The organism is Tardiphaga sp. 215_C5_N2_1 (genome assembly GCF_052076055.1).
GTDB classification, from domain to species: Bacteria; Pseudomonadota; Alphaproteobacteria; order Rhizobiales; family Xanthobacteraceae; genus Tardiphaga; species Tardiphaga robiniae.
Genome location: NZ_CP197240.1, coordinates 1957032 through 1972337 on the forward strand (window position 1 = coordinate 1957032; position 15306 = coordinate 1972337).

Here is a 15306-nt window from a genome sequence, read left to right on the forward strand (position 1 = left end):
GTTTCGCCCTGTCTTCCCGAGGCTTACCGGCAGATCCGGACCTCGAAGGTCAACAGTGTCATCCCTGCGGCAACCTGGCGGCCGCAGTGAGACGACGTGAACTTACTTATCCTCGACCACGCGGACGAGGTGCTGCACTTTGGTGATCATGCCGCGAACTTCAGGAGTGTCCTGCAATTCGCTGACGCGACCGATCTTGTTGAGCTTGAGGCCGATCAGCGTAGAACGCTGCGAGTGGTGCCGGCGAATTGCGCTGGCGACCTGCTCGACCTTGATCATCTTTGCGGCCTTGGCCATCGTGATAACTCCAAAAAGTCTTTTTAGAGGGCATGATCCTTATCAGAAAAGTGGAGATCCACTTTTCCGAATCATGCCTGTTATTCGGCAACCAGCTCGGCGTCACCGCCAACGCGGCGCGACTGCAGGGTGGACACCTTGATGTTGCGGCGAGCAGCAACCGAACGCGGCGAATCCTGATGCTTCAGCGCGTCGAAAGTGGCGCGAACCATGTTGTAGGGATTCGACGAACCGATCGACTTGGCCACCACGTCCTGGATACCCAGCGTTTCGAACACAGCGCGCATCGGACCGCCGGCGATGATGCCGGTACCAGCCGGAGCGGCACGCAGATACACGCGACCCGCGCCATGACGCCCAGCGATGTCGTGATGCAGCGTGCGACCTTCGCGCAGAGCGACGCGCGTCAGGTTGCGCTTGGCCGACTCGGTTGCCTTGCGGATTGCTTCCGGAACTTCACGGGCTTTACCGTGACCGAACCCGACCCTGCCCTTCTGGTCGCCAATGACGACCAGAGCTGCAAAGCCGAAGCGCTTACCGCCCTTGACGACCTTCGCCACACGATTGATGTGGACGAGCTTGTCGACGAACTCACTATCACGCTCTTCCCGGGGGCCCCGGTCGCGTCCGCCGCGTTCGCGTTCACCTGCCATGGTGTTTTCCAATCCTTGCGAAGCTTTCGCTTCTAACCCTGTGTCCGTTCAAATCTGCAACTTGCAAATCAACGAAAGTGAAATCGCTTAGAAGCTGAGCCCGCCTTCGCGAGCCGCATCTGCCAGCGCCTTGACGCGGCCGTGGTACAGATACTGACCACGGTCGAACACCACTTCCTTGACGCCATTCTTGACCGCGCGCTCTGCCAGCAGCTTGCCGACAGCCTGCGCCGCATCGACGTCCGCACCGGTCTTGCCGGTTTCGCGCATCGCCTTCTCCAGCGACGACGCGGAAGCGAGCGTCTCGCCCTTCAGGTCGTCGATGACCTGCGCGTAGATGTGCTTCGACGAGCGGAAGATCGACAGGCGCGGACGGCCATTGGCAGTCCGGCGGAGCGAGAGCCGCACGCGTTGCTTGCGCCGGGCATTCGTAATCTTGAGTTTCGACATGACCGGCTCCGTTACTTCTTCTTGCCTTCCTTGCGGAAGATAAACTCGTCGGAATAACGTACGCCCTTGCCCTTATAGGGCTCTGGCGGACGATAGCTGCGGATCTCCGCGGCTACCTGACCGACGCGCTGCGAGTCGTTGCCGGCGACGTTGATCTCGGTCGGCTTCGGCACCGTGATGGTGATGCCTTCCGGGATCGCGTAGACGACATCGTGGCTGTAACCGAGCGCCAGCTGCAGGTTCTTGCCCTGCAGGGCCGCACGATAACCGACGCCGGTGATCTCGAGCTTCTTCTCGAAACCCTTGGTAACGCCTTCGAGCAGATTCGCGATCTGCGCGCGAGCGGTACCGTACAGTGCTCGGGCGCGGTTGGTTTCGACGCGAGGAGCAACCTTGATTGCGCCCTCTTCCATCTTCACCACCACGTCGTCGTGCACGACGAACTGAAGAGCGCCCTTGGGGCCCTTCATCTTGACGGTCTGGCCTTCGACGGACGCGGTAACTCCCGCGGTCACCGCCACTGGCTTCTTGCCAACTCGTGACATGACTGATCCTTCCTCAGAACACCGTGAAGAGAACTTCACCGCCCACATTCGCGTCGCGCGCGTCGTGGTCGGCCATAATTCCCTTGGGCGTCGACAAAACGGAGATACCGAGGCCGTTCTTCACGCGCGGCAGGTTCTTCACCGAGACGTAAACGCGACGTCCTGGCTTCGAAACACGCTCGATTTCGCGGATGACCGGTTCGCCATCGAAATACTTGAGTTCGATCTCGAGTTCCGAACGGCCCGACGAATGCTCGACGCTGGCGAAGCCACGGATGTAGCCTTCGTTCTTCAGCACTTCGAGCACGTTGGCGCGCATCTTGGAGCCCGGGGTCGAAACCTTGGACTTGGTACGCATCTGCGCATTGCGGATACGGGTGATGAGATCGCTGATTGGATCGTGGGTCGACATGTTCCGCCCCCCTTACCAGCTGGACTTCACGAGCCCGGGAACCAGGCCCTTCGAGCCGAGTTCACGCAGCGCGATACGGCTGAGCTTGTTGATACGATAGACCGAATGCGGACGACCGGTGATTTCGCAACGGTTCATAATCCGAACGGGCGATGAATTGCGCGGAAGCTCGGCGAGCTTCAGCGTTGCGGCGAACCGCTCTTCCATCGGCTTGGTCTTGTCGGCGATGATGGCCTTGAGACGCGCGCGCTTCGGCGCAGCGTTCGCGGACATCTTCTTCCGACGGTTGTTCTTCTCGATCGAACTCTTCTTTGCCATGCTTGGCTCCTGGGTTACCGCGTTTGAGAAGCTTTTCAGCTACTCACTGCCGGAACGGGAAATTGAAAGCGGTCAACAAAGCGCGGGCCTCGTCGTCGGTGCGCGCAGTGGTGCACACCGTGATGTCCATGCCCAGCGGCGTATCCCCGGCCTTGTCGAAATCGATTTCCGGGAAAATGATGTGCTCTTTGAGACCGAGCGAGTAGTTGCCACGGCCGTCGAAGCTCTTGGCGTTCAGGCCACGGAAATCTCGCACGCGCGGCAGAGCGACGTTCACCAGACGATCAATGAACTCGTACATCTTCGTCTTGCGGAGAGTCACCTTGGCGCCGATCGGCTGGTTTTCACGCAGCTTGAAGGTCGCGATAGCAACGCGCGAATAGGTCACGATGGCCTTCTGACCGGCGATCAGCGACAGGTCGCTGGCAGCGGTTTCGGCCTTCTTGCGGTCGTTCACAGCTTCGCCAACGCCCATGTTCAGGACGATCTTGTCGAGGCGCGGAACCTGCATGACGTTTTCGTAGCCGAACTGTTCAGTCAGCTTGGCACGAATGGACTTATCGTATTCGACGCGCAGGCGCGGAATGTAGACGGTCTCAGACATCGATCTCTGCTCCCGAACGCTTGGCGATACGCACCTTGGTGCCATCAGCCTGGATCTTGAAACCAACGCGAGTCGGCTTGCCGTCCTTGCCGACGATCGCGATGTTGGACAGTTGGATCGGCGCCTCTTTCGAGATGATGCCGCCTTCCTGTGCCTGGGTCTGCTTCTGGTGACGCTTGACCAGGTTGACGCCGCGAACCAGCGCCTTGCCCTCGGTCGGGCGCACTTCAAACACTTCGCCGGTACGGCCCTTGTCGCGACCGTTCAGCACGATGACCTTGTCACCCTTGCGAATTTTGGCAGCCATTACAGCACCTCCGGCGCAAGCGAGATGATCTTCATGTGGTTCTTGGCGCGCAGCTCACGCGGCACGGGCCCGAAGATACGGGTACCGATCGGCTCGGACTGATTGTTGATCAGCACGGCAGCGTTGCGATCGAAGCGGATGACAGAGCCATCCGGGCGGCGAATGTCCTTGCGGACGCGCACGACGACCGCCTTCATGACGTCGCCCTTCTTCACCTTCCCGCGTGGGATGGCTTCCTTGATCGATACGACAATTACGTCGCCAACGGATGCATAACGGCGCTTGGATCCACCAATCACCTTAATGCACATGACACGGCGTGCGCCTGAATTATCGGCCACGTCGAGGTTGGTCTGCATCTGAATCATTGATGCACCTCGTCCTCTGTTTATGCGCTAATGCGCGATTTTTAGGCAGTCTTCTTCTGTTCGCCCCGGACAACCGTCCAGTGCTTCAGCTTCGACATCGGCTTGCTCTCTTCGATCCACACCATGTCGCCCGGCTTGAACTCGTTGTTCTCGTCGTGGGCATGGTAGTTTTTCGAACGGCGAATGGTCTTCTTGTAGATCGGGTGCGTAAAGCGACGGTCAACGCGAACAACAACCGTCTTGGCTTGCTTGTCGCTGACGACCACGCCCTGCAGAGTACGTTTCGGCATGTTCGGCCCCTTACTTCGACTTACCGTCGCGCTTCTGCGCGGCGATGGTCTTGATTCGTGCAATATCACGACGCGCCTCACGAAGGCGAGAGGTGTTTTCCAGCTGCCCGGTGGCGCGCTGGAAGCGCAGGTTGAAACGCTCCTTCTTCAGATTGAGGACGGCGTCGTCCATCTGATCGGGGCTCATTGCGCGGATATCGCTGGTTTTCATTTCGGCCATGGCTCTACTCCGCAATGCGCGTAACGAAACGCGTCTTGATCGGCAGCTTGGCGGCAGCGAGGGTCATCGCTTCCTTGGCAATCTGCGTGGTGACACCGTCGATCTCGAAGATCACTCGGCCTGGCTTGACGCGCGCAACCCACAGTTCCGGGGTACCCTTGCCGGAGCCCATTCGGACTTCAGCGGGCTTCTTCGAAACCGGAAGATCCGGGAACACCCGGATCCAGACGCGGCCGGCACGCTTCATGTGACGGGTCAGCGCGCGACGGGCAGCTTCGATCTGACGCGCGGTCAGACGTTCCGGCGCCATTGCCTTCAGGCCGAACTGACCGAAAGCCAGCGTGGCGCCCGAAGTCGCAACGCCGTGGATCCGGCCCTTATGCGCCTTCCGGAACTTGGTCTTCTTTGGTTGCATCATGGCTTACGCCCTCAAACCTTCTAATTAAACGCTCAAGCAGCGTCGCGACGCGGCCGGGAATTGTCACCCTCGGCCATGCGCTTGTCCTGAGCCATCGGATCGTGCTCGAGGATTTCGCCCTTGAAGATCCAGACCTTGACGCCGCAGGTGCCGAACGTCGTGAACGCGGTGGCTACGCCGTAATCGATATCCGCACGCAGCGTGTGCAGCGGCACGCGACCTTCGCGATACCATTCCATACGCGCGATTTCCGCACCGCCCAGACGACCCGAGCAGTTGATACGAATGCCTTCGGCGCCGAGACGCATGGCCGACTGCACTGCCCGCTTCATCGCACGGCGGAACGCAACGCGGCGCTCGAGCTGCTGTGCGATCGACTCGGCGACCAAGGTCGCATCGAGCTCCGGCTTGCGGATTTCGACGATGTTGATCACCACGTCTGACGAGGTGATGTCGGCAACCTTCTTGCGAAGCTTGTCGATGTCAGCGCCCTTCTTGCCGATCACGACACCCGGACGAGCCGACTGGATCGTGACGCGGCACTTCTTGTGCGGGCGCTCGATGATGATCTTGGCGACGGCAGCCTGCTTGAGCTCCTTGTGCAGGATCTCACGGATCTTGACGTCTTCGTGCAACAACTTGCCGTATTCGTTCTTGCCGGCATACCAACGTGAATCCCACGTACGGTTGATGCCAAGACGCAGACCGATTGGATTGATCTTCTGACCCATCTTATTCTCCTGCGCCTGCTTACGCTGCTGCTTCTGCTTCTGCTTCGACCTGACGAACGACAATCGTCAGCTGCGCAAACGGTTTAAAGATACGGCCCGAACGGCCACGGCCGCGCGGACTGAAACGCTTCATCACGATGCCCTTGCCGACATGCGCCTCGGAGACGATCAGTGCGTCAACGTCGAGGTCATGATTGTTCTCGGCATTAGCGATCGCCGATTCCAGGCACTTCTTCACGTCGACCGCGATCCGCTTGCGCGAGAACTGCAGGTCGGCGAGCGCAGCCGAGGCCTTGCGGCCGCGGATCATCTGCGCAACCAGGTTCAGCTTCTGCGGGCTCACGCGCAACATGCGGGCGATCGCCTTGGCCTCGTTATCCGGGAGGCTCCGTTCGCGCTTTGGCTTGCTCATGACTTAGTCCTCAGCCCTTCTTGGCTTTCTTGTCGCCGGCGTGGCCATGGAAGGTACGGGTCGGCGAGAATTCGCCGAACTTGTGACCAACCATTTCCTCGTTCACAGCGACAGGTACATGCTTCTGGCCGTTGTAAACGCCGAAGGTGAGACCCACGAACTGCGGCAAGATCGTCGAGCGACGGCTCCAGATCTTGATCACATCATGACGACCAGACGAACGAGCGGCATCTGCCTTCTTGAGCAGCGAACCCTCGACGAACGGGCCTTTCCAGACTGAACGAACCATGTCCGGCGATCCTTACTTCTTCCGCTTGTGGCGGCTGATGAGAATGAACTTGTTGGTCGACTTGTTCGACCGGGTCTTCTTGCCCTTGGTCGGCTTGCCCCAGGGCGTAACCGGGTGACGACCACCCGAGGTACGACCTTCACCACCACCGTGCGGATGGTCGATCGGGTTCATGACGACGCCGCGGTTATGCGGACGCCAGCCGAGCCAGCGGGTACGACCGGCCTTGCCGATCGAGATGTTCATGTGATCCGGGTTCGACACAGCGCCGATGGTGGCGGTGCAACGACCGTGAACCAGGCGCTGTTCGCCCGAGTTCAGACGGATGATCACGTAATCATGGTCACGACCGACAAGCTGGGCATAGGTGCCGGCGGAACGAGCGATCTGGCCGCCCTTCCCGATCTTCATCTCGACGTTGTGGATGATCGTGCCGATCGGCATGTTGCCGAGCGGCATGACATTGCCCGGCTTCACGTCGACATAGCTGCCTGCGATGACGGTATCGCCAACGGCCAGACGCTGCGGCGCCAGGATATAAGCCTGCTCGCCATCGGTATACTTGATCAGCGCAATGAACGCGGTGCGGTTCGGATCGTATTCCAGACGCTCGACCACGGCCGGAACGTCGACCTTGGAACGCTTGAAGTCGACGATACGATAGGACTTCTTGTGGCCACCGCCACGGAAGCGCACCGTGATGCGACCCGTGTTGTTACGACCGCCAGCCGAGTGCTTGCCTTCGGTCAGAGCCTTGACAGGCTTGCCCTTGTACAGCGCGGAACGATCCACCATGACTAGCTGACGCTGGCCGGGTGTCGTTGGGTTGAATGTCTTAAGTGCCATCGTTGATCGCCCTTACAGTCCGGTCGTAACGTCGATGCGGTGGCCCTCTTCGAGGGTCACGATCGCACGCTTGACGTTCGACTGTGAACCGAGGTTGCCACGGAAGATCTTCGTCTTGCCCTTGCGAACCAGCGTGTTCACGCTCTTTACCTTGACGTCGAACAGCTTTTCGACGGCTTCCTTGATCTGCGGCTTGGTGGCCTTGCCGTCGACCTTGAAAACAACCTTGTTGAATTCAGAAGCGACAGTGGCCTTTTCCGTCACCACAGGGGCGACGATCACGTCGTAATGGCGCGGGTCGATGTTCTTCATTTGAAGCGCGCCTCCAACGCATCAAGCGCCGCCTTGGTCAGAACCAGCTTCTGACGACGCAGAATGTCATAGACGTTGATGCCCTGGATCGGCAGCACGTCGATGTTCGGAATGTTACGGGCCGCCTGAGCGAAACCGACATGAACCTCGGCGCCGTCGATGATCAGCGCATTGGTCAGGCCGAGACCCGAGAAGTGACCGAGCAGAGCCTTGGTCTTGGCGGCTTCCAGGTTGGCGTTCTCGATCACGATCAAGCCGCCGTCCTTGGCCTTCGCCGACAGAGCATGCTTCAGCGCGAGTGCACGGACCTTCTTCGGCAGATCGAACGCATGGGAGCGAACGACCGGACCGAAGGCACGACCGCCGCCGCGGAACTGCGGAACGCGAGCCGAACCGTGACGAGCACCGCCGGTGCCCTTCTGCTTGTACATCTTCTTACCGGTGCGCCAGATTTCGGCGCGACCCTTGGCCTTGTGGTTGCCCGACTGGCGCTTTGCGAGCTGCCAGTTGACGCAACGCTGGATGATATCGGCCCGCGGATCGAGACCGAAGATGGCATCCGACAGCTCGATCGAGCCGGCGTCCTTGCCCTCAAGCGTGGTGACGTTCAGTTTCATCTCACGCTCCTTCCTGCTCGGCCGCAGGTGCTTCAACGGTCGCACCCTCTCCTGCCAGCTTGAACTTGCCGGGCTTCGGCGCGTCCTTCGGCAGAGCCTTCTTCACCGCATCGCGAACCGAAATCCAGCCGCCCTTGGAGCCGGGAACGGCACCTTCGACGAGGATCAGGCCGCGCTCGACATCAAGCTGCACGACGCGCAGGTTGAGCGTGGTGATACGATCGACACCCATATGACCGGGCATCTTCTTGTTCTTGAAGGTCTTGCCGGGATCCTGACGACCACCGGTCGAACCGATCGAACGATGCGAAACCGACACACCGTGCGTGGCGCGAAGACCGCCGAAATTCCAGCGCTTCATACCACCGGCGAAGCCCTTACCGACCGAGGTGCCGGTGACGTCGACGAACTGGCCAACCACGAAGTGGTCTGCCTGAATCTCGGCGCCGACCGGGATCAGCGCGTCTTCCGACACGCGGAATTCCGCGACCTTCCGCTTGGGTTCAACCTTGGCGACCGCGAACTGGCCGCGTTCAGCCTTGGGCAAATACACGGTCTTGCGCGAGCCCGATCCGAGCTGCAGCGCGACGTAACCGTTCTTCTCGCTGGTGAGGTGGCCAACCACCTGGCAGTTACCCAGCTTGAGCACGGTCACAGGGATATGTTCACCGGCGTCTGTGAAGACCCGGGTCATCCCGACCTTTTGTGCGATCACTCCGGAGCGCATCGGCGTGCTTCCTGTTCTTTCTGTCCGTTTGACCGGACGGGACCTAAATACTTAGAGCTTGATCTCGACGTCGACACCGGCGGCCAGGTCGAGCTTCATCAAAGCATCGACTGTCTGCGGGGTCGGATCGACGATATCGAGAAGACGCTTATGAGTGCGCATCTCGAACTGCTCGCGGCTCTTCTTGTCGACGTGCGGCGAACGGTTGACCGTGAACTTCTCGATGCGCGTCGGCAGCGGGATGGGTCCACGGACCTGTGCACCCGTGCGCTTCGCGGTGCTTACGATCTCACGGGTCGATGCATCGAGGATACGATGATCGAACGCCTTGAGACGAATGCGGATATTCTGGCCGTTCATTGCCGTGTCTTTCTTTGAAAGCGAATGGTTGTTGCGAGTAGCGAGTAGCGAGACCCGCTACTCACGACTTCCTGTTCGCGTCCTTACTCGATGATGCTAGCGACGACGCCTGCACCGACGGTGCGGCCGCCTTCACGGATGGCGAAGCGCAGCTTCTCTTCCATCGCGATCGGCACGATCAGGTGCACTTCCATGGCGATATTGTCGCCCGGCATCACCATTTCGGTGCCTTCCGGCAGATGCACAACACCGGTCACGTCGGTGGTGCGGAAGTAGAACTGCGGACGGTAGTTGGTGAAGAACGGCGTGTGACGGCCACCCTCTTCCTTGGTGAGAATGTAAGCCTCGGCCTTGAACTTGGTGTGCGGCTTCACCGAACCCGGCTTGCACAGCACCTGGCCGCGCTCGACGTCTTCACGCTTGGTGCCGCGCAGCAGCGCGCCGATGTTGTCGCCGGCCTGGCCCTGATCGAGCAGCTTGCGGAACATTTCAACGCCGGTGCAGATCGTCTTCTGCGTGGCGCGGATGCCGACGATTTCGATTTCCTCGCCGACCTTGACGATGCCGCGCTCGACGCGGCCGGTCACGACCGTGCCACGGCCCGAGATCGAGAACACGTCTTCCACCGGCATCAGGAACGGCTGGTCAACCGGACGCTCCGGCTGCGGGATGTAGCTGTCGACATTCTTCATCAGTTCGAGAATGGCGTCGTGACCGAGCTTCTGGTCCGAGTTTTCGAGAGCGGCCAGCGCCGAACCCTTGATGATCGGAATGTCGTCGCCCGGGAAGTCGTACTTCGAGAGCAATTCACGGACTTCCATTTCCACGAGTTCGAGCAGCTCCGGATCGTCGACCATGTCGCACTTGTTCAGGAACACGACCAGCGCGGGAACGCCGACCTGGCGGGCGAGCAGGATGTGCTCGCGGGTCTGCGGCATCGGGCCGTCAGCGGCCGACACGACCAGGATGCCACCGTCCATCTGCGCGGCGCCGGTGATCATGTTCTTCACATAGTCGGCGTGGCCGGGGCAATCGACGTGGGCGTAGTGGCGGTTGGCGGTCTCGTATTCGACGTGTGCCGTCGAAATGGTGATGCCGCGGGCCTTTTCCTCGGGCGCCTTGTCGATCTGGTCGTAAGCGGTGAACGTGGCACCGCCCGTCTCTGCCAGCACCTTCGTGATCGCCGCCGTCAGCGACGTCTTGCCGTGGTCAACGTGACCGATCGTACCAATATTGCAGTGCGGCTTGTTACGTTCAAATTTTGCTTTGGCCATGACTCTCTCCGTTTAGTCGTCAACTGTCGCTAACGACAATCAGGCAAACTTCTTCTGGACTTCTGCCGACACATTGGCCGGCGCTTCCGCGTAGTGATCGAATGACATCGAGAACGTTGCACGACCCTGGCTCATCGAGCGCAGTGTGTTCACGTAACCGAACATGTTCATGAGCGGCACCATCGCGTTGATGACGTTGGCGTTGCCGCGCATGTCCTGACCCTGGATCTGACCGCGCCGCGAGTTCAAGTCGCCGATGACCGAACCGGTGTAGTCTTCCGGGGTCACGCATTCGACCTTCATGATCGGCTCGAGCAGAACGGACTTGCCCTTCTGCAGCGCGTCGCGGAGTGCCGCGCGCGAAGCAATTTCGAAGGCCAGTGCCGACGAGTCGACGTCGTGATAGGCGCCGTCAACCAGCTGGACATGAACGTCGACCACGGGGAAGCCCGCGACCACGCCCGAGGTCATGACGCTGTTGAGACCCTTTTCGACGCCGGGGATGTATTCCTTCGGAACCGAACCACCGACGACCTTGGATTCAAACACGAAGCCCGAACCCGGCTCGCCCGGCTCGACCACGAACTTGACGCGGGCGAACTGGCCAGTACCACCGGTCTGCTTCTTGTGGGTGTAGTCGACCTCAGCGCGCTTCGTGATCTTCTCACGGAACGCCACCTGCGGTGCGCCGATATTCGCATCGACCTTGTAGGTACGGCGCAGAATGTCGACCTTGATGTCGAGATGGAGTTCGCCCATGCCCTTCAGGATGGTCTGGCCGGACTCGTGGTCGGTCGACACGCGGAACGACGGATCTTCTGCAGCGAGCTTCGCCAGAGCGACGCCCAGCTTTTCCTGGTCGGCCTTGGACTTCGGCTCGATCGCGATTTCGATCACCGGCTCCGGGAATTCCATGCGCTCGAGAATGACCTGCTTGTCCGGATCGCAAAGCGTATCACCGGTGCGGGCTTCCTTGAGGCCAGCCAGAGCGACGATGTCGCCGGCAAAGGCTTCCTTGATGTCTTCACGGTTGTTCGCATGCATCAGCAGCATGCGGCCGATACGTTCTTTCTTCTCACGGGTCGAGTTCACGACACCGGTGCCGCTCTGCAGAACACCCGAATAGATGCGGCAGAAGGTGATGGTGCCGACGAACGGATCGTCCATGATCTTGAATGCGAGCAGAGCCAGCGGCTCCTTGTCGTCCGCCTTGCGGAGGATCTCGTTGCCGTCTTCGTCCGTGCCCTTGATGGCAGGAACGTCAACCGGCGACGGCAGATAATCGACAACCGCGTCGAGCAGAGGCTGCACGCCCTTGTTCTTGAAGGCCGAGCCGCAGAGAACCGGGTAGAACGCGCCAGTCAACACGGCCTTACGGATCAGACGCTTGAGGGTCGCCTCGTCCGGCTCGGTGCCGTCGAGGTAAGCAGTCATCGCCTCATCGTCGAGTTCGACGGCGGCTTCGAGCAGCTTCTCGCGATATTCCTTGGCCTTCTCGACCAGGTCAGCCGGAATGTCGACGGTCTCATACTTCGCGCCGAGGGCCTCGTTGTTCCAGATATAGGCCTTCATGATCACGAGATCGACCATGCCGACGAAGTCGTTCTCAGCGCCGATCGGCAGCTGGATCGCAACGGGCTTCGCGCCGAGACGGTCGATGATGTCCTGCAGGCACTTGTAGAAGTCAGCGCCGGTCTTATCCATCTTGTTCGCGAAAACGATCCGCGGAACCTTGTACTTGTCGCCCTGACGCCAGACGGTTTCGGTCTGCGGCTCGACGCCCTGGTTGGAGTCGAGAACGCACACGGCGCCGTCGAGCACGCGCAACGAACGCTCGACTTCAATCGTGAAGTCGACGTGGCCGGGGGTGTCGATGATGTTCAGGCGATGGCCGTTCCAGAATGCAGTGGTGGCAGCGGACGTGATGGTGATGCCACGCTCCTGCTCCTGCTCCATCCAATCCATCGTCGCGGCACCTTCGTGCACTTCGCCGATTTTGTGGCTCTTGCCAGTGTAATAGAGGATGCGCTCGGTCGTTGTCGTCTTACCGGCATCGATATGCGCCATGATACCGAAGTTACGGTAGTCCTCAATGGCATGTACGCGAGGCATGGGATGTTCCTTAAATTCCGGAGTTTCGCCGTTACCAGCGATAATGCGAGAATGCACGGTTGGCTTCCGCCATCTTGTGCACGTCTTCCCGCTTCTTCACGGCGTTACCACGGTTGTTCGACGCATCGAGCAGCTCAGCCGAAAGACGCTCGGTCATGGTCTTCTCGTTGCGAGCGCGCGCAGCGGTGATCAGCCAGCGAATGCCCAGCGCCTGGCGCCGAATGCTGCGGACTTCAACCGGCACCTGATAGGTGGCACCACCGACGCGACGCGAACGAACTTCGATCGTCGGCATCACATTTTCCAGAGCCTGCTCGAACACGCCGAGCGGACCCTGCTTGGTCTTCGCTTCGATCATTTCGAAAGCACCGTAAACGATGGTTTCGGCGGCAGACTTCTTGCCGTCATACATGATCGAATTCATGAACTTGGTGACGATGACGTTCCCGAACTTCGGATCCGGGTTAACTTCACGCTTTTCAGCTGAATGGCGACGAGACATCGATCAGACCCCGGCTTACTTCGGACGCTTCGCGCCGTACTTCGAACGACGCTGCTTACGGTTCTTGACGCCCTGGGTATCCAGCACGCCGCGGAGAATGTGGTAACGCACGCCGGGCAAATCCTTGACGCGACCGCCGCGGATCATGACCACGGAGTGCTCCTGAAGGTTATGACCTTCACCCGGAATGTAACCGATGACTTCGAAGCCATTGGTCAGACGCACCTTGGCAACCTTACGAAGCGCCGAGTTCGGCTTCTTCGGAGTCGTCGTGTAGACGCGCGTGCAAACGCCGCGCTTCTGCGGCGACTGCTGCAGCGCAGGAACCTTCTTGCGCGACTTCTGAATTGCGCGCGGAGTAGCGATCAGCTGGTTGATCGTCGGCATGTCAGCCTTCACCCTTTAGTTCGCTCGAAGCCGTAACGGCTTCCTCAAAATCACTCGGAGCAACCTGCCCCACGGTTCGCATCACGTGAAAAGCTTCACGCAAAACGAAATCACGCCAACCATTCATTGCTGAACGGAAAGCGCTTAACGCCACAGAGGACCGCGATCATGACCGCCAGACTTACGTCTTTAGGTCTGCACCGAGGTCATGCATTCGAATTTAATCTCAAGAGAGAAGCCTCTCAGGAGACAAACGTCGTTTTGGCATTGCCTTGATATAGCGACAGCGTTTGAGCTTCTTGGTCGAGGTTGGTGCCCGATTAACTCCGAAAAGCCGATTGGGTGATCCGTTCCGACACTGGCGAAGCTCACCGCCTGTCGTTGAATGGCCGGGTTGTATCCGCAGGGGATACCCAAGTCAACAACAAAGCGCGATGAAAGAAACGCTTCTCGCACTGCATCTTCTAGCATGTGGATCATGACAGAACATACGCGATTTCGACGCCCGCCATGTCATCCACGAAAGAATCTGCGACTCGGATTCGTTGCAGTTTGATGAAAGAGAATCGCCTGGGTTGCGGAATTTTTGCGCCCTGCCCCGCCGACTCGCATCCGACGCAAGCCGTATCGCGTCCCGAATCGGCACACCGGGCAGCGCCGATCAGCAGCAAATATTACCGGAGCGTCGAGTGGAGCGGTACGCCGCCGCTCATTCGACGCCCACGGTCGGCCAATCAGGCGGATGCAGGGAGGCGTGCGATGACCTTGATCTCGAAATCGAAGCCCGCGAGCCAGTTGACCCCGACCGCGGTCCAGTTCGGGTAAGGCGGTTCACCGATCACGGCCAATCGGACGGCATTGACCGCCGCGAACTGGGTGGCCGGGTCGGTGTGGAAGGTGGTGACGTCGACCACGTCGTCGAATGTGCAACCTGCAGCCTTCAGCACGGCCGCGAGGTTATCGAATGCCAGCTGGACCTGCTTTTCGAAGACCGGCTCCGGCGAGCCGTCTTCCCGGCTGCCAACCTGGCCGGAGACAAACAAGAGGTCGCCCGATCGTATCGCCGCCGAATACCGGTTGATCTCGTAAAGCGCCTGCCGGCCGGCCGGGAAAATCGCGTCGCGTTTGGTCATGGTGTCAGTCCTTGTTCAGAGATTATATACGCCCCGTATGTCAGCATAATCTGACATACGCCACGTATGTCAATACACATACAGCGCGTATGTTATTTTGCGGAGATGACAGTGGTCGCGAGACGACGAGCGGAAATGGTGGAGGAAACCCGGGCCAAACTCATCCGGGCAGCCAGGACGGCTTTCGCCGCCAAAGGCTATGCTGCGGCATCGATGGACGATCTGACCGCCGAAGCCGGCCTGACGCGCGGCGCGCTCTATCACAACTTCGGCGACAAAAAGGGTTTGCTGCAGGCCGTCATCGACCAGATCGACGCGGAAATGTTGGCGCGCATGCGCGCTGCCCGCGGTCAGGCGGACACCGCATGGGACGGGTTTCTCAACGAGGGCGTCGCCTATATCGAAATGTCCCTCGAGCCGGAGATCCAGCGCATCATGCTGCTGGATGGCCCCGCCGTGCTCGGCGATCCCTCGCAATGGCCGAACCAGACGGCGTGTCTGCGCACGACAACACAGGCGATTCAACGGCTGATCGACGATGGAACGGTCAAGCCTGTCGATGCCGAAGCAGCGGCCCGCCTGATCAATGGCGCGGCGCTCAACGCCGCCCTCTGGATCGCTGCCGCGGATGATCCCCACGCGGTCCTTACGAAAGCTGTCGAGGTTTTCCGCCAGCTCGCGGCGGGCTTGCTGCGAATGGCGGGATGACCGCCTCACACATC

General features: G+C 59.9%; 26 protein-coding genes. 1 reads left to right on the top strand and 25 read right to left on the bottom strand.

The window, feature by feature from the left end; genetic code table 11:
• Window positions 1-102: 102 nt before the first annotated feature.
• The 25 genes from rpmD to AB7828_RS09425 all read right to left on the bottom strand — a co-directional run bounded on the left by rpmD (window position 103) and on the right by AB7828_RS09425 (window position 14584).
• On the bottom strand, window positions 103-297 hold the full coding sequence (gene rpmD / locus AB7828_RS09305) for a 50S ribosomal protein L30 (protein WP_068731463.1): 195 nt from the start codon (window positions 295-297) through the stop codon (window positions 103-105).
• Window positions 298-377: 80 nt separating this feature from the next.
• A complete protein-coding gene (gene rpsE / locus AB7828_RS09310; protein ID WP_068731465.1) occupies window positions 378-950 on the bottom strand; it encodes a 30S ribosomal protein S5 in 573 nt (190 codons plus the stop codon).
• 87 nt (window positions 951-1037) lie between these two features.
• Window positions 1038-1400, bottom strand: coding sequence for a 50S ribosomal protein L18 (rplR, locus tag AB7828_RS09315; RefSeq protein ID WP_068731467.1), 363 nt, complete (start codon window positions 1398-1400; stop codon window positions 1038-1040).
• Between the two features lie 11 nt (window positions 1401-1411).
• Window positions 1412-1945, bottom strand: coding sequence for a 50S ribosomal protein L6 (gene rplF, locus AB7828_RS09320; RefSeq protein ID WP_089268177.1), 534 nt, complete (start codon window positions 1943-1945; stop codon window positions 1412-1414).
• Between the two features lie 13 nt (window positions 1946-1958).
• Entirely contained in the window at window positions 1959-2357 is a 399-nt protein-coding gene (gene rpsH / locus AB7828_RS09325; RefSeq protein WP_089268176.1) for a 30S ribosomal protein S8, read from the bottom strand.
• 12 nt (window positions 2358-2369) lie between these two features.
• On the bottom strand, window positions 2370-2675 hold the full coding sequence (rpsN, locus tag AB7828_RS09330) for a 30S ribosomal protein S14 (RefSeq protein ID WP_089268175.1): 306 nt from the start codon (window positions 2673-2675) through the stop codon (window positions 2370-2372).
• 43 nt (window positions 2676-2718) lie between these two features.
• Entirely contained in the window at window positions 2719-3279 is a 561-nt protein-coding gene (gene rplE, locus AB7828_RS09335; protein ID WP_120291946.1) for a 50S ribosomal protein L5, read from the bottom strand.
• Window positions 3272-3586 (bottom strand): 50S ribosomal protein L24, encoded by a 315-nt coding sequence (gene rplX / locus AB7828_RS09340; protein ID WP_068731477.1) that lies wholly within the window; start codon window positions 3584-3586, stop codon window positions 3272-3274. The genes rplE and rplX overlap by 8 nt, the downstream gene beginning before the upstream one ends.
• On the bottom strand, window positions 3586-3954 hold the full coding sequence (gene rplN / locus AB7828_RS09345; RefSeq protein ID WP_068731479.1) for a 50S ribosomal protein L14: 369 nt from the start codon (window positions 3952-3954) through the stop codon (window positions 3586-3588). Before rplN ends, rplX begins: the two co-directional genes overlap by 1 nt.
• A gap of 41 nt (window positions 3955-3995) precedes the next feature.
• Entirely contained in the window at window positions 3996-4244 is a 249-nt protein-coding gene (gene rpsQ, locus AB7828_RS09350) for a 30S ribosomal protein S17 (protein WP_089268173.1), read from the bottom strand.
• Between the two features lie 10 nt (window positions 4245-4254).
• Entirely contained in the window at window positions 4255-4464 is a 210-nt protein-coding gene (gene rpmC / locus AB7828_RS09355; protein ID WP_089268172.1) for a 50S ribosomal protein L29, read from the bottom strand.
• 4 nt (window positions 4465-4468) lie between these two features.
• Window positions 4469-4882 carry a 50S ribosomal protein L16 gene (gene rplP, locus AB7828_RS09360; protein WP_089268171.1) on the bottom strand — a complete coding sequence of 138 codons (414 nt, stop codon included), beginning with the start codon at window positions 4880-4882 and terminating at the stop codon, window positions 4469-4471.
• A 32-nt stretch (window positions 4883-4914) separates the two neighbouring features.
• Window positions 4915-5613: a 30S ribosomal protein S3 gene (gene rpsC / locus AB7828_RS09365; protein ID WP_068731624.1), complete on the bottom strand. Its 699-nt coding sequence runs from the start codon at window positions 5611-5613 to the stop codon at window positions 4915-4917.
• A 19-nt stretch (window positions 5614-5632) separates the two neighbouring features.
• Window positions 5633-6025, bottom strand: a complete 393-nt coding sequence (gene rplV / locus AB7828_RS09370; RefSeq protein ID WP_441229990.1) for a 50S ribosomal protein L22 — start codon at window positions 6023-6025, stop codon at window positions 5633-5635.
• 10 nt (window positions 6026-6035) lie between these two features.
• Window positions 6036-6314 (bottom strand): 30S ribosomal protein S19, encoded by a 279-nt coding sequence (rpsS, locus tag AB7828_RS09375; RefSeq protein ID WP_089268170.1) that lies wholly within the window; start codon window positions 6312-6314, stop codon window positions 6036-6038.
• Between the two features lie 12 nt (window positions 6315-6326).
• Window positions 6327-7160, bottom strand: a complete 834-nt coding sequence (gene rplB / locus AB7828_RS09380; RefSeq protein ID WP_068731490.1) for a 50S ribosomal protein L2 — start codon at window positions 7158-7160, stop codon at window positions 6327-6329.
• Between the two features lie 12 nt (window positions 7161-7172).
• Window positions 7173-7472, bottom strand: a complete 300-nt coding sequence (locus tag AB7828_RS09385) for a 50S ribosomal protein L23 (RefSeq protein WP_068731492.1) — start codon at window positions 7470-7472, stop codon at window positions 7173-7175.
• Window positions 7469-8089, bottom strand: a complete 621-nt coding sequence (gene rplD, locus AB7828_RS09390; protein ID WP_120291944.1) for a 50S ribosomal protein L4 — start codon at window positions 8087-8089, stop codon at window positions 7469-7471. Before rplD ends, AB7828_RS09385 begins: the two co-directional genes overlap by 4 nt.
• 1 nt (window position 8090) lies before the next feature.
• Window positions 8091-8816 (bottom strand): 50S ribosomal protein L3, encoded by a 726-nt coding sequence (rplC, locus tag AB7828_RS09395; protein WP_068731496.1) that lies wholly within the window; start codon window positions 8814-8816, stop codon window positions 8091-8093.
• Window positions 8817-8867: 51 nt separating this feature from the next.
• Entirely contained in the window at window positions 8868-9176 is a 309-nt protein-coding gene (gene rpsJ / locus AB7828_RS09400; RefSeq protein WP_013166261.1) for a 30S ribosomal protein S10, read from the bottom strand.
• 83 nt (window positions 9177-9259) lie between these two features.
• Window positions 9260-10450 (bottom strand): elongation factor Tu, encoded by a 1191-nt coding sequence (tuf, locus tag AB7828_RS09405; RefSeq protein ID WP_184517871.1) that lies wholly within the window; start codon window positions 10448-10450, stop codon window positions 9260-9262.
• Between the two features lie 39 nt (window positions 10451-10489).
• The gene (gene fusA, locus AB7828_RS09410; protein WP_089268268.1) at window positions 10490-12562 is read right to left on the bottom strand and encodes an elongation factor G; all 2073 of its coding nucleotides are present in this window, start codon (window positions 12560-12562) and stop codon (window positions 10490-10492) included.
• Window positions 12563-12593: 31 nt separating this feature from the next.
• Window positions 12594-13064 (bottom strand): 30S ribosomal protein S7, encoded by a 471-nt coding sequence (rpsG, locus tag AB7828_RS09415; protein ID WP_068731502.1) that lies wholly within the window; start codon window positions 13062-13064, stop codon window positions 12594-12596.
• 15 nt (window positions 13065-13079) lie between these two features.
• Window positions 13080-13451, bottom strand: coding sequence for a 30S ribosomal protein S12 (rpsL, locus tag AB7828_RS09420; protein WP_068731626.1), 372 nt, complete (start codon window positions 13449-13451; stop codon window positions 13080-13082).
• Window positions 13452-14185: 734 nt separating this feature from the next.
• Entirely contained in the window at window positions 14186-14584 is a 399-nt protein-coding gene (locus AB7828_RS09425) for a RidA family protein (protein ID WP_175365590.1), read from the bottom strand.
• Window positions 14585-14719: 135 nt separating this feature from the next.
• Between AB7828_RS09425 and AB7828_RS09430 the strand changes: the two genes are divergently transcribed.
• Window positions 14720-15292 carry a TetR/AcrR family transcriptional regulator gene (locus AB7828_RS09430; RefSeq protein WP_439058852.1) on the top strand — a complete coding sequence of 191 codons (573 nt, stop codon included), beginning with the start codon at window positions 14720-14722 and terminating at the stop codon, window positions 15290-15292.
• Window positions 15293-15306 lie beyond the last annotated feature (14 nt).

Coding starts and splice junctions, on each gene's coding strand:
- rpmD (WP_068731463.1), bottom strand. CDS start 297: ATGGCCAAGGCCGCAAAGATGATCAAGGTCGAGCAGGTCGCCAGCGCA.
- rpsE (WP_068731465.1), bottom strand. CDS start 950: ATGGCAGGTGAACGCGAACGCGGCGGACGCGACCGGGGCCCCCGGGAA.
- rplR (WP_068731467.1), bottom strand. CDS start 1,400: ATGTCGAAACTCAAGATTACGAATGCCCGGCGCAAGCAACGCGTGCGG.
- rplF (WP_089268177.1), bottom strand. CDS start 1,945: ATGTCACGAGTTGGCAAGAAGCCAGTGGCGGTGACCGCGGGAGTTACC.
- rpsH (WP_089268176.1), bottom strand. CDS start 2,357: ATGTCGACCCACGATCCAATCAGCGATCTCATCACCCGTATCCGCAAT.
- rpsN (WP_089268175.1), bottom strand. CDS start 2,675: ATGGCAAAGAAGAGTTCGATCGAGAAGAACAACCGTCGGAAGAAGATG.
- rplE (WP_120291946.1), bottom strand. CDS start 3,279: ATGTCTGAGACCGTCTACATTCCGCGCCTGCGCGTCGAATACGATAAG.
- rplX (WP_068731477.1), bottom strand. CDS start 3,586: ATGGCTGCCAAAATTCGCAAGGGTGACAAGGTCATCGTGCTGAACGGT.
- rplN (WP_068731479.1), bottom strand. CDS start 3,954: ATGATTCAGATGCAGACCAACCTCGACGTGGCCGATAATTCAGGCGCA.
- rpsQ (WP_089268173.1), bottom strand. CDS start 4,244: ATGCCGAAACGTACTCTGCAGGGCGTGGTCGTCAGCGACAAGCAAGCC.
- rpmC (WP_089268172.1), bottom strand. CDS start 4,464: ATGGCCGAAATGAAAACCAGCGATATCCGCGCAATGAGCCCCGATCAG.
- rplP (WP_089268171.1), bottom strand. CDS start 4,882: ATGATGCAACCAAAGAAGACCAAGTTCCGGAAGGCGCATAAGGGCCGG.
- rpsC (WP_068731624.1), bottom strand. CDS start 5,613: ATGGGTCAGAAGATCAATCCAATCGGTCTGCGTCTTGGCATCAACCGT.
- rplV (WP_441229990.1), bottom strand. CDS start 6,025: ATGAGCAAGCCAAAGCGCGAACGGAGCCTCCCGGATAACGAGGCCAAG.
- rpsS (WP_089268170.1), bottom strand. CDS start 6,314: ATGGTTCGTTCAGTCTGGAAAGGCCCGTTCGTCGAGGGTTCGCTGCTC.
- rplB (WP_068731490.1), bottom strand. CDS start 7,160: ATGGCACTTAAGACATTCAACCCAACGACACCCGGCCAGCGTCAGCTA.
- AB7828_RS09385 (WP_068731492.1), bottom strand. CDS start 7,472: ATGAAGAACATCGACCCGCGCCATTACGACGTGATCGTCGCCCCTGTG.
- rplD (WP_120291944.1), bottom strand. CDS start 8,089: ATGAAACTGAACGTCACCACGCTTGAGGGCAAGGACGCCGGCTCGATC.
- rplC (WP_068731496.1), bottom strand. CDS start 8,816: ATGCGCTCCGGAGTGATCGCACAAAAGGTCGGGATGACCCGGGTCTTC.
- rpsJ (WP_013166261.1), bottom strand. CDS start 9,176: ATGAACGGCCAGAATATCCGCATTCGTCTCAAGGCGTTCGATCATCGT.
- tuf (WP_184517871.1), bottom strand. CDS start 10,450: ATGGCCAAAGCAAAATTTGAACGTAACAAGCCGCACTGCAATATTGGT.
- fusA (WP_089268268.1), bottom strand. CDS start 12,562: ATGCCTCGCGTACATGCCATTGAGGACTACCGTAACTTCGGTATCATG.
- rpsG (WP_068731502.1), bottom strand. CDS start 13,064: ATGTCTCGTCGCCATTCAGCTGAAAAGCGTGAAGTTAACCCGGATCCG.
- rpsL (WP_068731626.1), bottom strand. CDS start 13,451: ATGCCGACGATCAACCAGCTGATCGCTACTCCGCGCGCAATTCAGAAG.
- AB7828_RS09425 (WP_175365590.1), bottom strand. CDS start 14,584: ATGACCAAACGCGACGCGATTTTCCCGGCCGGCCGGCAGGCGCTTTAC.
- AB7828_RS09430 (WP_439058852.1), top strand. CDS start 14,720: ATGGTGGAGGAAACCCGGGCCAAACTCATCCGGGCAGCCAGGACGGCT.